The following is a 13937-nucleotide window of genomic DNA, read 5'->3' as shown; positions in this document are numbered from 1 at the left end:
GGCCGGGGCGTCCGGCCCGGTCCTCGCGCCCGGCCCGGTCCTCGCGCCGGGCACGGCCGGTGCCCGGCGCCGGGGTACGGCCGCTCACAGCGCCTCCCGTACCTGGCCGACCGTCAGCCAGGGCTGTGGGGCGAGGATCTTGGAGACCTGCGGGGCGTAGGCCGGTGAGGAGGTGATGACCTCCTCGGTGGGCCCGTCCGCCACGGTCTCGCCCTGCGCGAGAATGACGACGCGGTGCGCCAGCTCCGCCACCAGCTCGACGTCGTGGGTGGCGAGCACGATCGCATGGCCCTGCGCCGCCAGCTCGCGCAGCAGCACCACCAGCCGGGACTTGGCCGCGTAGTCCAGCCCCCGGGTCGGTTCGTCCAGCAGCAGCAGCGGCGGCCGGGCCGTCAGCACGATCGACAGCGCCAGGGCCAGCCGCTGCCCCTCGGACAGATCACGGGGGTGGGTGCTGTCCGGTACCCCGGGCAGCAGCCGGGAGACCAGCGCCCGGCAGGTGCCGGGCGCGGCGTCCGCGTCGGCGTCGGCGGTACGGCACTCGCGGGCGACGGTCTCCGCGTAGAGCAGATCGCGCGGCTCCTGCGGGACGAGGCCGACGTGCCGCAGCAGTTCGGCCGGCCGCGTACGGTGCGGGCTCCGGCCGCCGACGGAGACCTGGCCGGAGGTGGGCCGGTGCATTCCCACCAGTGTGTTCAACAGGGTCGACTTGCCCGCGCCGTTGCGTCCCATCAGTGCCGTGGTGCACCCGGCGTGCAGCGTGAGGGAGACCTCGTGCAGCGCGGTGACGCGGTCGCGGACCAGGCCGAGCCGGGAGACCTCGGCGACCGGCCGCACCTCGGTCACCGGGGAGTCCGCCACCGCGGGCGCGGCAGCGGGCGCGGGCCGGTCCGCCAGGCGCCGGCGCAGCGCGTCCGCGCGGCGGCGGGCGTCCCGTACCGACAGCGGAAGCGGGTCCCAGCCCGCGAGTTCGCCCAGCTCCACCACCGGGGGCCGCACCGGGGACACCGCCAGCAGGGTGGCCGGATCGCCGATGCGGGCCGTACCCCGCGGGTCCGCGCCGCTGCCCGGCGGTGCCGGAGCGGAGTCGGCGGTGCCGGAGGTGCCGGGAATGGAGGTTCCGGAGCCTGGGGCGTCCGCGCCTGCCGGTTCCGCGGCCCCGCCCCGTTCGCCGTCCGGCGCCAGCAGCAGCACCCGGTCCGCGTACTGCACCACGCGCTCCAGCCGGTGCTCGGCCATCAGCACGGTGGTGCCCAGGTCGTGGACGAGTCGTTGCAGCACGGCCAGGACCTCCTCGGCGGCGGGCGGGTCCAGCGCCGAGGTGGGTTCGTCGAGGACGAGCACCCGGGGATGCGGGGTGAGGACCGAGCCGATGGCCACGCGCTGTTGCTGGCCACCGGAGAGGGAGGCGATCGGGCGGTCCCGCAGCTCGTTGAGGCCGAGCAGGTCGAGGGTCTCCTCCACGCGGCGGCGCATGGTCCCCGGCGGCAGCCCCAGGGACTCCATGCCGTAGGCCAGTTCGTCCTCGACCGTGTCGGTGACGAAGTGGGCCGGCGGGTCCTGGCCGACCGTGCCCACGACGTCCGCGAGTTCGCGCGGCTTGTGGCTCCGGGTGTCGCGGCCCGCCACGGTCACCCGGCCCCGCAGGGTGCCGCCGGTGAAGTGCGGGACCAGGCCCGCGACGGTGCCCAGCAGGGTGGACTTGCCCGCTCCGCTGGGGCCGACGAGCAGACACAGCTCGCCCTCGGGTATGTGGGCGTCCACCACCGGGAAGGCGGGGCCCTCCGCACCGTCGTGGACGACGCTGACCTGCTCGAAGGTGATCACCGAGTGTTCTCCTCGTCGTGCTGCCGGTCCCGCAGCGCCCGCGGGATCCGGGCCCCTGGCGTCGTCCGCGGGTACGCTCCCGCCTCCCGTGGATGCGGGTCGCGCCTGCTGCCGCTGTCTGTGCGGTCCGTACGGGCGTCGCTGCTGTCGCCGGTGCTGCCGCTGCCGCTGCCGCTGCCGGTGCCGGTGCGGTCCTTGCCTTGGTCGCGGCCACCCCCGGGGTGGTCACCGGGCGGGTTCCCCCGGTTCCCGGGGAGGGCCGGGGCGGGTGCGAGGAAGCCCGGCAGCAGGCCGAGCAGGACGGCGGCGGCGGGCCAGAGCGGAAACGGGGGTGCGGCCAGCGGGACGGCCGGCGGGTTCATCGGGTCGGGCAGCGCACCGGCCGCCGCGGTCAGCAGCGCGGCCACGGCGGCGCCGGACGCCGAGACCAGCCACGCCCGGACTCCCCAGCGGTCGGGGCGGTACCGGGTGCGGGCGGCCCGCCTGCCGCCGAGCCGCAGCCCGGCCAGCGCCAGGACCACGCCGGCCAGCAGGAGCGGCAGCCCGAACCCGGCGCCCGCGGCCGCCAGCAGACCGTAGGTACCCGCGCACACGCCGAGCAGCCCGCCGAGCGTCAGCGCCGTGGTGGTGCGGCGCACGGCGGCCGGAACGCGTGCCGTCCGGCCGTAGCCCCGGGCGTCCATCGCCGCCGCGAGCGCGACCGAGCGCTCCAATGCGCCCTCCAGGACCGGCAGCGCGACCTGCGCCACCGCCCGCAGCCCGCGGTCGTCCCGCCCCCGCAGCCGCCGTGCCGCGCGCAGCCGCCGTACGTCGGCCACCAGGTGCGGGGCGAAGGTCATCGCCACCACCACCGCGACTCCCGCCTCGTAGAGGGCGCCGGGCAGGGATTTCAGCAGCCGCGCCGGGTTGGCGAGCGCGTTCGCGGCGCCGACGCAGACCAGGAGCGTCGCCAGCTTGAGCCCGTCGTACAGCGCGAAGACCATGCCCTCCGCCGTGACCCGTCCGCCGATCCGCACCCCGCGGGCCCAGTCGGGCAGCGGCACCTCCGGGAGTGCGACGAGTACATGGCTGCCGGGGATGGGCGAGCCGAGGAGGAAGGCGAAGACGAGGCGGATGGCGAGGACCAGCAGGCCCAGCTTCAGGAACGCGGTGTAGGAGCGGGCCCAGGGCGCGTCGGAGCGGCGGGCCGCGACGACGTAGCCCGCCACCGCCATCAGCAGTCCGAGGAGAAGGGGGTTGCTGGTGCGGGAGGCGGCGGTGGCCAGGCCCAGGGCCCAGAGCCACCACGCCCCCGGGTGCAGGGCGGTGCTACGGGTGGAGAGCGGCGCTCGCAGAGGAGGGCGGATGACCGCTCCGGTGCTCGCCCCGCGCTCTGCCCGGGGCTTCGTCACTCCGGAGCGCGCTCCGGAGCCCGCCGTCCGCCGGGAGGACGGCGCCGCCCGGGAGAGCGCTGCTCTGGATGTGGAGCGGGGCATCGGCTAGCGCTTCCGGCGGCGGGCCTGCCACAGTGCCGCGGCGCCGAGGATCGCCACGGCCGCCGCCCCGGCTGCGACGCCCGCCGCGGTCGACGCGCCCTCCCCCCGGCCGCCGTCGTCCTCGCCGTCCGCGCCGCTCCGGCCCCCGGTGTCCGCCGTGCCGCCGCCGTCACCGTCCTCGCTCCTGCCGCTGCCGCCGCTGCCTTTCGCCTGTTCACCGCATCCCGTCGCGGGGTAGCCGTCGATGGCGCACAGCAGGGCGTCGGAGTTGTAGCGCAGCGGGGACGCCACCTTGGCGAGGGCGTCCGCCGCGGTGCCGTTCTCCGGTATCCGGGCGCAGCCGGTACGGGCGGCGGGCGGGTCCCCGGACTCGCCGCCGGGCGCGTCGGCGCGGGTCCCGAAGTCGATCCGCACGGCCACCCGCTTGCTGTCCTTCGCGGCCTTCGTCCCCTCGCAGGCGGCGGCGAAACTCCCGGCTCCGCGCGGCTTGTCGGCCTGGTCGGAGTCCTCGCTCAGTGCGAACCGGAAGCCCAGGACGTCTCCGTCCTCGGGGCGTCGGGTGGCCGGTCCCTCGGTGGCGTACGACCAGGAGCCGCCCTCCTGCCGCTGCCAGAACGACCAGTACCGGTAGCCGCTCGACTCGGCGGCGGGCTGCCGCACGGTCGAGGCGTGCGCCTGCGGGGCCGGAAGCAGGAGGAGACCCGCGAGCGCCGCGAGGCCGGCGAGCGCGGCCGCCGCGGTCGCCCCCCACCGCGGTGCCCGGCTCCGCGCCGCCGCAGGCCCACCCGTGGCCGTCCGGAGGTCCGCCGCCGTTCCGCGGGCCGTGGCCGTTCCGCGGGCCGTGGCCGTCCCGTGGTGCGTGCGGGTCCCGTGCCGAGCGCCGGACCTACGGCGCGGACCGCCCAGGCCGACCGTGCCGAGTCCGCCCCTCCCGGCGGGGAACCGGGCCCTCACGACTGCTGCCTCTTGCGGCGGCCGCTGAGCAGGATGCCGAATCCGGCGCCGACGGCGAGGCCGATCAGGACGAAGGCCCAGATGGGGATGGTGGCGCCGGAGTCCTTCTGCTCGGCGGCTTCGTCCTCGGGCATCTTGGCGGGCTTCGGGCCGGTGCGGTTGAGGCGGGAGAGGAGATCGGTGCCGCCGAGCTGGGTGGGATCGCCGCCCGTGGCACGGGAGGCCAGCATCAGGGAACTGATGGCGGCCGGGTCCTTCCGCGCCTTGTCCCACTTGTCGAGGTTGTCGGCCAGCCAGGACAGCGAGGCGGCGGCCGCGTCCCGGTGCCCGCCCGCGGCCAGCGCGACGACGGCGTCCGCGGTGTTCGCGTAGTCGGGCCGCTCGTCCGAGGAGCCCGGCGCCACCGAGGTGAAGTGACCGCCGTTCTTCTTCAGCGTCGCCGCCAGGTGGGCGGCACCCGCGCCCGCGGCCGCCTTGCGGCCGCCCGGGACGCCCTCTCCGCTCTCCTGGTCCGCGCTCGAAGCGCACTTCAGCGGTGTGACCGGGGTGTTCTTGGCGTTCTCGGCCGGCGGCTCGGGCAGCGCGTCCTCGCCCAGCGCGGCCAGGACGGCGGCCGCCGTGGCGTCGTTGTTCGGCGCGAGCCTGCCCTTCTTGTCCGGCTTGTAGGTGAACGCGCCCTGTGCGCCCGGGGCGTCCTCGATTCCCTTCGAGCCGCAGGTGAGCTGGAAGGACAGCAGCGCGTCGTACGGCGAGCCGCCGCCCTCGGCCGTGGTCTTGGCGGGGTTCCGGCCCGTGGCGTGCAGCGCGCCGATGACCAGCGAGGTGGAATTGGCGTCCGAGTCGGCCTGTGGCGCGAAGCCCCAGCCGCCGTCCTTGTTCTGGACGGAGACCAGCCACTCCAGCCCCTCGCGCACCGCGTCGCTCCGGCCGCCCACGGCGGCGAGCGCCTGGACGGCCAGCGCGGTCGCGTTGACGTCCGCCGGAGTGTCGTCCGGAGCGCACTTCTTGCCGGGTTCGGCGCGGTACGCGGCGAACGAGCCGTCGGCGCACTGCTGGCCGGTGAGCCAGTCCACGGCCTTCCGCGCGGGGACGGCCTCCGCGCCGTCCAGCGCGAGCAGCGCCATCGACTGCCGCCACACTCCGTTGTACTTGGGATCTGCCGTTCCGTAGAGCCCGTCCGGCAGCTCGGACGCCGTGGCCCGGGCCGGGGAAGCCGCGACGGACGTGGCCGGTGCGGCGGCGGATGCCACGGGTGCGGCGGCCGCGCTCAGCACGGTGGCGGCGGCGAGGACCGTGGCGCGGCGGCGGCGCGGTGACATTGCGGATGCCTTTCGATGACGGGAGCGGACCGCAGCCGGGCACGGCCGCCCCGCCGGGCGGGCGCGCGACTGCGCGGCCCGCACCACGGTGCACCGGGCTCGGCTCCGTATACCTCGACGGGCCGGTGGCCTGGGCGGCCACAGGAGCCCGCCTCCGCACGGGCGCTCCGGCTCGCGGTCGGCCGTGCCGCGTGGCGGACACCGGCCGGATCGCGGGAGGCGATCTGTGTCCGACGTACGCGACGGTGTGGCGGACCGCTCACGGTTGCGGGTCAGCGCCGGATTCGCACCGGCTTCCCCCGGGCGGAGGCGTTGTCTGGCTGTCGGCCACTGTAGCCGGGCGGCCCGCGCGGCTGTCGGGTCGGCCCGCTCCGCCGGTGTGCGGCCAGGTGGAGGGCCGGTCCGCGGGCGTGCGGTGGCGGCTCGCGGCCCGGCCGGGCGGTCCGGGTGACCGGGGATGCCGGGGCGGACGGTGCCGCGGCGCGGGGGCACCGGTGACGGCGACCGCGGGGAACCCGGGGCACGGGGCCTCACGGCCGTGGGGGAACCGGCCGTGAGTGCGCCGGTCGTCAGTCGGCGATCCCGCTGCCCAGGGCCGGCGCGGCGAACGTGGCGAGCCAGTGGTCCGTGGTGAAGTCGCCGGATACGACCGCCGGGAGACCCGCGGCAAGGTTGGCCTCGGCCGCGGCGCCGAGTGTCGCCGTCCGCGGATCGCCGTGCGGGAGGGCGGCGGTGATGCCGCGCAGTGCGGCGGCCCTGCTGAGGCAGAGCCCGAGCAGATGCCCGAGTTGCGGGTCGGCGGCGTCCGGCACGTGCGGAGGGGGCAGGAACTCCGGCCCGGTGGCGTGGTCCAGTTCGGGCAGGAAGCGTCCCAGCCACTCGGCGAACTCGTCCTGCGGCAGCACGCGTCGCACCGCGTCCGCCTCGCAGAGCAGCGGGGAGAGGAAGTCCTGTCCGGAGGGCTCCCATCGGGTGGCGGCCCCGTGGTCGGGGAGATACCACGCGCGGATCTTCGCCTCGACGGGCGCCAGAAGCTGCGGCTGTCCGGCGCGTGCGGCGCTGTCGAGCAGGAGGCCCAGCGCGAACGCGCTGTTGGTGTGGGTGCCGTGCCGTACCGGCCGGGTCGCCTTCGGCAGCCACCCCAGGACCAGGTCGGCGACGGTCTCCGCGGCGGGGGCCAGCGCTGCCCGCCACCGCCGCCGCGCCGCCGGAGCACCGCTCTCGTCCGGGGGTGTTGCTCCTCCTGCGGCCGGGCGCTCCGGAACGTCCACGCCGCTCTCACTCGTGAGCGCCAGCAACCACGCCCAGCCGTAGGGCCGCTCGAAGGACGGGTGGGCGCGCAGATAGGCCGCCTCCACCGCGAGCGCGTCGGGGGTCAGATGCGCGTCCAGTGCGCGCACCAGGGCCGCGCGCCGCTCGTGGTCGCCGCCGCGCCACGGTGTCCGCAGCAGCCGCAGCAGCAGCCAGTGCATATGGACCGAGGAGTGCCAGTCGTAGGCGCCGTAGAAGGCGGGATGGAGCAGTCGGGGCGGGAGGAGTTCCTCGGGCCCGGCGAGCAGGTGCGCGGGCGCGTTCGGGTACTCGCGGGTGATGTTGGCCAGTGCCACCTCGGCGAACGCCGCCGCGTGCTCGGACAGTGCCGGGTCCGCCGCATCCGGTGCCGTGCTCAATGTGTGGCCCCTCCCGGTTCGCGCAGGTCGGTGGTGGTGCGGGCGGCCGCCTGGAGCAGCGCGGCCAGTCCGGTCACGGCGTCGGCCACGGAGAGCGAGGGCGGGGCCGGGTGGCGGCCCGCCACCTGCTGCGGTGAGAACGGCAGGTGCACGAAACCGCCCCGCACGTCCGGGTGTTCGGTCGCGAGCAGGTGCGCGAGGCCGTAGAAGACGTGGTTGCAGACGAAGGTTCCGGCGGTCTGGGAGACCGACGCCGGAACCCCGGCGGCCCGCGCTGCGGCCACGCACGCCTTGATCGGCAGGGTGCTGAAGTATCCGGCGGGGCCGCCGGGTATGACGGGTTCGTCCACGGGCTGCCGGCCGGCGTTGTCGGGGATGCGCGCGTCGTCCACGTTCACGGCGACGCGTTCGACGGTGAGGTCGGTGCGCCCGCCGGCCTGGCCGAGGCAGAGCACCAGTCCCAGGCCGGGCCCCGCGGCGTCCACCGCGGCGCGCAGTTCCTCCAGCGCGGTGCCGAAGACGCAGCTCAGTTCGGTGGCGGTGACCTCGAGTCCGTCCGGTGGGTCGGCGGCCAGCAGCCGGGCCGCCTGCCAGGAGGGGTTGACCTCCGCGCCGTCGAACGGCGCGAATCCGGTGACCAGGACTCTGGTGGAAGACATGTGCTCAGCTCCGCTCAGCGCTCGGGCTCGGGGGCCGTGGGCCCCCGGCGCCTAGAACGCGAAGAGATAGATGATCAGGATGTTGCAGGCGAGCATCGCCCCGGCGGTCGGCACCTGGGCCTTGATCGGCCCGTACTGGTCCTTGAGTTCGAGGAGCGCGGCCGGGACGAGGTTGAAGTTGGCCGCCATCGGGGTGCACAGCGTGCCGCAGAACCCGGCGAGCATGCCGACGGCGAGCACGGCGGCCGGATTGCCGTCCATCTGCTCGATCAGCACCGGCCAGCCGACGGCGGCGGTCATGACGGGGAAGGCCGCGAAGGCGTTGCCCATGATCATGGTGAAGACCGCCATGCCCACGCAGTACAGCGCGACGGCGGCCAGCTTCTGTCCGTCCGGCAGCACCGACTCGGTGATCTTGCCGACCTGGTCGCCGACGCCCGCGGCCTGGAAGATCGCGCCCAGCACGGCGAGCAACTGCGGCAGCAGCAGGGCCCAGCCCATCGACTCCAGCAGTCCGCGGCCGGCGTGCAGCGGCACGCTCGGCCGGCGTTCGCGCAGCACCCACATGCCCACGCCCAGTGCCAGGACGGCGCCCAGGCCGAGGCCCAGGATGGTCTCGCTGCCCTCTTCCAGCAGCGGGGTGCCGCCGATCCGCCACTTGTCGGCGAGGACGGCGCACACCATGGCGACCAGTGGAATGGTCAGTGCCGGGATGAACAGCTTGTTGCCGAAGCGGGCGGCCAGCCGGGCGCGTTCGCCCTCGTCGGTGGTGTCGGGCCTGCCCTTGCCGGTGAGGTTGAATCCGCCCAGGCAGATGAGGACGAGTACGGCCACGCCCAGCGGTTCGGCGGGCAGTGACTTCTCGTTGACCCAGGTGCTGTAGAAGAAGCAGGCGCCCAGCAGACCCCAGAAGGCCGCGGTGCCGTGGCGCTTGGGGTTGCTGCGGTCGAAGACCATCTGCGCCGCCATGGCGAGGAAGACGGCTCCGACGAGCCAGAAGAACCACTCGGACTTGATCACTTGGCAGCCCCGTCTTCCTCGCTGCGGCCGTCCTGCGCGTCCGCCCGCTCGACGGCCAGTTGTGCGTTCGCGGTGACCAGGTCACGCTCCAGCGCGCGGTCCAGCCGCAGCAGCCGTCCGCCGTGGATGAGGAAGGCGCACGCGGCGCTGGGTATCGCCCACAGCGCGAGGTGCAGCGGTTCCAGATGTGTGTCGTAGGTGCTGTTGACCAGGCCGGTGATCAGCAGGATGGAGCCGATGGCCAGGAAGCAGTCCTCGCCGAAGAACAGGCCGACGGTGTCGGTGCCCGCGGAGTGCGAGCGGACCTTCTCGCGGACCTTCTCGGGCAGCGGACGTCCGCCGTTGCGGCGCTCGGTGGCGGCTTCCGCCATCGGCGCGATCATGGGGCGGACGCTCTGCGCGGGCCCTGCGATGGTCTGCAGGCCGACGGCGGCGGTGAGCTGCCGCAGGAGCAGGTACAGGGTCAGGAAGCGCCCTGTCGTGAGGTTGGTGCCGAGTTTGCCGATGAGCGTGCGGGCCTGTTGCTGGAGGCCGTTGCGCTCCAGCAGGCCGATGACGGGCAGCGTGATGGCGAAGATCGTCACCGAGCGGCTGGACGCGAAGCTCTCGCCGAAGGTCCGGAGGATCTCGACGGGGGAGAGCTTGCCCAGCAGTCCGGTGACGATCCCCGCCACGCCGACGACGAGCAGGGGGTTACGGCGCGTCGCGAAGCCGAGGACCACTACGAGGACGCCGAGGAGAACGATCATCTCGTCCGCCTTCCGTGAGCGAATTCCTCGGGAGGCTAGGGGATTGTTGAACGATCCGACAAGAGTGGGGCACGCCACTTATCCGGAACGTGATCCTCCGATTAATCCGCGGCCGGGCTCCCCGGTGCGCGGGCGGCGACGGCCACCCGGCCCGGTACGTCGTACGCGGGTGCGGACGTCAGTCCTCGGCGTCCGCCGCTTCCTGGGGGTAGGCGTCCAGCAGTTGCCGCAGCGAGTCCGCCAGGTAGATGTCCAGCAGCCGTTCGGCGCCCGCCGCGTCACCTGCCTCCAGGGCGCGCACGATCTCCTGGTTGCGGGTCAGGTACGGATCGTGGAAGCGGCGCAGATCGCCCATGATGTGGAACGCGAGCCGCAGTTCCGCCAGTACGCCGCGCATCATCTCGTCGGTGCGGGCGCTCCCGGCCAGCCCGGCCAGCGCCTGGTGGAAGCGGATGTTCGCGGTGGAACACTCCTGCCACCGCCCCTCGGCCGCGGCCCGCTCGCCCGCCGAGACGGCCGCCCGCACCTCCGGCACGTCGTACGGCGGCGCGCCCAGCCCCCGTACGGCGGCGCACTCGATCAGGTGGCGCACCCGGTAGATGTCCTCGATGTCGGTGTCGCTCAGCACGCGCACGAAGGTGCCCCTGTTGAGCCGGTGCACGAGCAGCCGCTCGTGGGTCAGCAGTCGGAACGCCTCCCGCAGCGTGTTGCGCGAGACGCCCAGCGCGGTGCAGATCCGTTCCTCGGAGAGCCGGATGCCGGGTGGGAAGGCCCCCTGGGCGATCCGCTCGCGCAGGATCGCCGCCACACGCTCGGCCGTGCTCGTGCGGCCGAGCAGCCCCCGGTCGGCGGCGAGCGCCGAGAGGGCGGCGGAGGGGTCGGCGGTCATCGTGGTCTCCCTCGGGTGGACGGGCGCCGGCCGGTCCCGGATGCGGCGGGTGACAGGGGTGTCGCGGAGTGCGAGACCGCGGACCTCTTGCCGGATTGTTCAACAATCGCTTACGTTGCTGCCGATGGACCGGAAGATCGACCTTAACGCCGACCTCGGTGAGGGCTTCGGCCGCTGGCAGCTCACCGACGACGAGGCCCTGCTCGCCTCGGTCACCAGTGCCAATGTCGCCTGCGGCTTCCACGCCGGCGACCCCGCCACCATGCGCCGCGTCTGCGAGCTGGCCGCCGAGCGCGGCGTCCGCATCGGCGCCCAGGTCTCCTACCGCGACCTGGCCGGCTTCGGTCGCCGGGCGATGGACGTACCCGCCGCCGAACTGGCCGCCGAGGTCGCCTACCAGATCGGCGCCCTGGAGGTCTTCGCCCGCGCGGCCGGCTCCGCCGTCTCCTACGTCAAACCGCACGGCGCCCTCTACAACCGGGCCGTGCACGACGCGGAGCAGGCCGCCGCCGTCGTCGCGGGGGTCCGGATGTCCGGGGCCGCGACCGGTGCGGGCGGGCCGCTGCCCGTGCTGGGGCTGCCCGGCTCCCGGCTGCTGGCCGCCGCGGCGCGGGCCGGACTGCCCACCGTCGAGGAGGCGTTCGCCGACCGCGCCTACCGGGCCGACGGCACTCTGGTGCCGCGCTCCGAACCGGACGCGGTGCTGCACGACCCCGCACAGGTGGTCAAGCGCTCGGTGCGGCTGGCCCGGGACGGGGAGATCACCGCAGCCGACGGCACTGTCCTGGGCACCGCGGCCCGCTCGCTCTGCGTGCACGGCGACACCCCCGCGGCCGCCCGGCTCGCCGAGCGCATCCGGGCGGAACTGGCCACCGCGGGCGTCCAGGTCCGGGCCTTCGTATGACCGCCCCGGCCGACCACACCGCCGCGCCCGACCCGCCGGCCGCACCCGTCCCGGCCGCCCCCGCCGACCGGACCACCGTGCCGGCGCCGCCGGTGATCCGCCCGGTGGGCAGCCGCGGCCTGCTGGTGGAGCTCGCCACCGCCGAGCAGACCGAGGCCCTCCACGCCGAACTGCTGCGTCGCCGCGCCGACGGCAGCCTGCCGCCCGTGGCCGAGATCGTGCCCGGGGCCAGGACGGTGCTGCTCGACGAGTTCGGCAGCAGCGCGCAGGCCAGGCGGCTGGCCGCGGAACTCCCCGGCTGGCAGGTGCCGCCGCTCACCGCCGGGAGCGGAGCGGTGCTCGAGATACCCGTCCGCTACGACGGCCCCGACCTCGCCGACGTCGCCGCGCTGTGGGGCGTCGCGCCCCACGAGGTGGCCCGGCGGCACGCGGCCACCGAGTTCCGCGTCGCGTTCTGCGGATTCGCGCCGGGCTTCGGCTATCTGACCGGGCTGCCCGAGCCGTACCACGTGCCCCGCCGCGCCACCCCGCGCACCAGAGTGCCGGTCGGTGCCGTGGGGCTCGCCGGTGCCTACACCGGTGTCTATCCCCGCTCCTCACCCGGCGGCTGGCAGCTGATCGGAACCGCTCCCGAGACCGTGCTGTGGGACACCGCCCGTACCCCGGCCGCGCTGCTGGCCCCCGGCACCCGCGTCCGCTTCGTCCCCCTGGACGGGGACCGGCCCTCGCCGGACGGAGACCGGCCGCCGCACGCGGACGGGCTTCCGTACCGAGAGGAGCGCCCGTGACCACAGACGGCGGACTGGCGACCGTGCGGGCCGGAGCCCTCACCACCGTCCAGGACCTGGGCCGCCCCGGGTACGCGCACCTGGGGGTACCCCGCTCCGGGGCGCTCGACCTGACCGCGCACCGGCTCGCCAACCTGCTGGTCGGCAACCCGGAGAGCGCCGCGACGCTGGAGACGACGCTCACTGGCTGCGCGGTGCGGGTGCTGGCACCCACCACGGCCGTGGTCACCGGGGCGCCCTGTCCGGTGGCGGTCGACGGGCGGCCGGCGCCCTGGGGGCAGCCGGTGCGCCTCCGGGCCGGCGCGGTCCTGGAGGCGGGTGCCGCCACCCACGGAGTGCGCTCCTATCTGGGCTTCGCCGGGGGCGTCGAGGCCGAGCGGGTGCTCGGCAGCCGTGCCACCGATCTGCTCTCCGGACTCGGTCCGACCCCGCTGCGCGACGGTGCGGTGCTTCCGCTGGGTGTGCCCTGCCCGGTGGGGGGAGGCGCTGTTCCGGACGCGGCGCCCTGGCGGACACCGGGGCCCGAACTGGTGCTGCCGGTCGGCTACGGGCCGCGGGACGACTGGTTCACCGCCGAGGGGCTGCGCACGCTGGTCACCGGCACCTACCGGGTGGCGGCGGCCAGCAACCGGATCGGCCTGCGGACCGAGGGCCCGGCCCTCGCCCGCCGCAGGGAGGGGGAGTTGGCCAGCGAGGGCATGCCGCTGGGCGCGATCCAGGTGCCGCCGGAGGGGCGGCCCGTGCTCTTCCTCGCCGACCATCCCACGACCGGCGGCTATCCGGTCATCGGCGTCGTCCCGGCGGCCGCGCTCAGCGCGGCGGCGCAGGCCGCACCCGGTACGGCCGTCCGCTTCACGCCGGTGCGTTCCGGGTCGGTCCCGGGGGCAGCCGAGGTCCCGCCGCCCCGCTGACGAACGGGCGGCGGCGCGCGGCGCCGGGCCGGTCCCGGGAGCTGCGGGGCCGGTCAGTCCCGGGGAGCGGTCGCCTCGATCAGTTTGCATACCGTCTCGATGTCGATCTTCACCTGGGCGATCGAGGCCCGGCCCGAGAGCCAGGTGATGAGCGCCGAGTGCCAGGTGTGCTCGATCACCCGCACCGCCGAGAGCTGCTCGGGGGCGGGCGGATCCGGCAGGTCCATCGCGTCCAGGATGATCGCCGTGGTCAGCCGCGAGACCCTGTCCACCTCCGGACTGACCGAGCGGTCGGCGAAGTTGAGGGCCCGCACCATGGCGTCCGCCAGTTGGGGCTCCCGTTGCAGGGCGTGGAAGGCGCGCATCAGGGTCGCGGCTACCCGGGCGGCTGCCCCGGTGTCCTCCGGCGGGTGTCTGTGCAGGGTGGCGTGCATGTGCTGCAACTGGTCCTGCATGGTGGCGACCAGCAGATGCACCTTGGAGGGGAAGTAGCGGTAGAGGGTGCCGAGCGCCACGTTCGAGGACTCCGCGACCTCCCGCATCTGCACCGCGTCGAACCCGCCGCGGCGGGCGAGCTGTGCGCTCGCGTGCAGGATGCGGCGGCGCCTCGCCTCCTGGCGCTCGGTCAGCGGCGCGGCGGGGGACGGGGCCGGCAGGGCACCGGCCCCGCTCCGGGGCTTGGGTCTGGGCTGCGGCGGTGTCGGCATCGCGTGGTAGGTCCCGTTTCCGTGGCGTTCAAAAGCCCTGTGGGGAGCCGTGCATTCTTACAGGC

The 13937-nt window shown here is 75.1% G+C and carries 13 protein-coding genes and 1 riboswitch; of the genes, 3 read left to right on the top strand and 10 right to left on the bottom strand.

Annotated features, from left to right (window positions below; all coding sequences use genetic code 11):
• Window positions 1–84: 84 nt before the first annotated feature.
• The 9 genes from P2424_RS08540 to P2424_RS08500 form a co-directional block, all read right to left on the bottom strand.
• Window positions 85–1827, bottom strand: coding sequence for an ABC transporter ATP-binding protein (locus tag P2424_RS08540; protein WP_276475176.1), 1743 nt, complete (start codon window positions 1825–1827; stop codon window positions 85–87).
• A complete protein-coding gene (locus P2424_RS08535; protein ID WP_346660071.1) occupies window positions 1824–3302 on the bottom strand; it encodes an energy-coupling factor transporter transmembrane component T in 1479 nt (492 codons plus the stop codon). Before P2424_RS08535 ends, P2424_RS08540 begins: the two co-directional genes overlap by 4 nt.
• A 3-nt stretch (window positions 3303–3305) precedes the next feature.
• Entirely contained in the window at window positions 3306–3962 is a 657-nt protein-coding gene (locus P2424_RS08530; protein ID WP_276475175.1) for an SCO2322 family protein, read from the bottom strand.
• 290 nt (window positions 3963–4252) lie between these two features.
• Entirely contained in the window at window positions 4253–5575 is a 1323-nt protein-coding gene (locus P2424_RS08525) for a prenyltransferase/squalene oxidase repeat-containing protein (protein WP_276475174.1), read from the bottom strand.
• A gap of 203 nt (window positions 5576–5778) precedes the next feature.
• Window positions 5779–5874: riboswitch (cobalamin riboswitch) on the bottom strand.
• 270 nt (window positions 5875–6144) lie between these two features.
• Entirely contained in the window at window positions 6145–7245 is a 1101-nt protein-coding gene (locus P2424_RS08520; RefSeq protein WP_276475173.1) for a DUF2891 family protein, read from the bottom strand.
• A complete protein-coding gene (gene pcp / locus P2424_RS08515; protein WP_276475172.1) occupies window positions 7242–7904 on the bottom strand; it encodes a pyroglutamyl-peptidase I in 663 nt (220 codons plus the stop codon). The genes P2424_RS08520 and pcp overlap by 4 nt, the downstream gene beginning before the upstream one ends.
• Before the next feature lie 51 nt (window positions 7905–7955).
• Entirely contained in the window at window positions 7956–8924 is a 969-nt protein-coding gene (locus P2424_RS08510; RefSeq protein ID WP_276475171.1) for a DUF979 domain-containing protein, read from the bottom strand.
• Window positions 8921–9673 (bottom strand): DUF969 domain-containing protein, encoded by a 753-nt coding sequence (locus tag P2424_RS08505; protein WP_276475170.1) that lies wholly within the window; start codon window positions 9671–9673, stop codon window positions 8921–8923. Before P2424_RS08505 ends, P2424_RS08510 begins: the two co-directional genes overlap by 4 nt.
• Before the next feature lie 178 nt (window positions 9674–9851).
• A complete protein-coding gene (locus tag P2424_RS08500; protein WP_276475169.1) occupies window positions 9852–10562 on the bottom strand; it encodes a GntR family transcriptional regulator in 711 nt (236 codons plus the stop codon).
• Window positions 10563–10686: 124 nt separating this feature from the next.
• Between P2424_RS08500 and P2424_RS08495 the strand changes: the two genes are divergently transcribed.
• From P2424_RS08495 to P2424_RS08485, 3 genes are read left to right on the top strand one after another with little or no spacing between them, the layout of a single operon-like run.
• Window positions 10687–11466, top strand: coding sequence for a 5-oxoprolinase subunit PxpA (locus P2424_RS08495; RefSeq protein ID WP_276475168.1), 780 nt, complete (start codon window positions 10687–10689; stop codon window positions 11464–11466).
• The gene (locus P2424_RS08490) at window positions 11463–12254 is read left to right on the top strand and encodes an allophanate hydrolase subunit 1 (protein WP_276475167.1); all 792 of its coding nucleotides are present in this window, start codon (window positions 11463–11465) and stop codon (window positions 12252–12254) included. Before P2424_RS08495 ends, P2424_RS08490 begins: the two co-directional genes overlap by 4 nt.
• Complete coding sequence (locus P2424_RS08485; protein ID WP_276475166.1) at window positions 12251–13165, top strand: biotin-dependent carboxyltransferase family protein; 915 nt, start codon at window positions 12251–12253, stop codon at window positions 13163–13165. Before P2424_RS08490 ends, P2424_RS08485 begins: the two co-directional genes overlap by 4 nt.
• A gap of 53 nt (window positions 13166–13218) precedes the next feature.
• On the opposite strand, the gene P2424_RS08480 is transcribed toward P2424_RS08485, so the two are convergent.
• Window positions 13219–13872: a TetR family transcriptional regulator gene (locus P2424_RS08480; protein ID WP_276475165.1), complete on the bottom strand. Its 654-nt coding sequence runs from the start codon at window positions 13870–13872 to the stop codon at window positions 13219–13221.
• Window positions 13873–13937: the final 65 nt, after the last annotated feature.

It is taken from the genome of Streptomyces sp. WMMB303 (genome assembly GCF_029351045.1).
Lineage (GTDB): Bacteria > Actinomycetota > Actinomycetes > Streptomycetales > Streptomycetaceae > Streptomyces.
The sequence above is the reverse complement of the archived record's forward strand: the minus strand, read 5'-3'. Positions and strand labels throughout refer to the sequence as shown.

What these genes read in the sequence shown, in the direction of transcription:
- P2424_RS08480 (WP_276475165.1), bottom strand. Translation starts at nt 13,872, where the DNA reads ATGCCGACACCGCCGCAGCCCAGACCCAAGCCCCGGAGCGGGGCCGGT.
- pcp (WP_276475172.1), bottom strand. Translation starts at nt 7,904, where the DNA reads ATGTCTTCCACCAGAGTCCTGGTCACCGGATTCGCGCCGTTCGACGGC.
- P2424_RS08495 (WP_276475168.1), top strand. Translation starts at nt 10,687, where the DNA reads ATGGACCGGAAGATCGACCTTAACGCCGACCTCGGTGAGGGCTTCGGC.
- P2424_RS08500 (WP_276475169.1), bottom strand. Translation starts at nt 10,562, where the DNA reads ATGACCGCCGACCCCTCCGCCGCCCTCTCGGCGCTCGCCGCCGACCGG.
- P2424_RS08525 (WP_276475174.1), bottom strand. Translation starts at nt 5,575, where the DNA reads ATGTCACCGCGCCGCCGCCGCGCCACGGTCCTCGCCGCCGCCACCGTG.
- P2424_RS08490 (WP_276475167.1), top strand. Translation starts at nt 11,463, where the DNA reads ATGACCGCCCCGGCCGACCACACCGCCGCGCCCGACCCGCCGGCCGCA.
- P2424_RS08505 (WP_276475170.1), bottom strand. Translation starts at nt 9,673, where the DNA reads ATGATCGTTCTCCTCGGCGTCCTCGTAGTGGTCCTCGGCTTCGCGACG.
- P2424_RS08535 (WP_346660071.1), bottom strand. Translation starts at nt 3,302, where the DNA reads ATGCCCCGCTCCACATCCAGAGCAGCGCTCTCCCGGGCGGCGCCGTCC.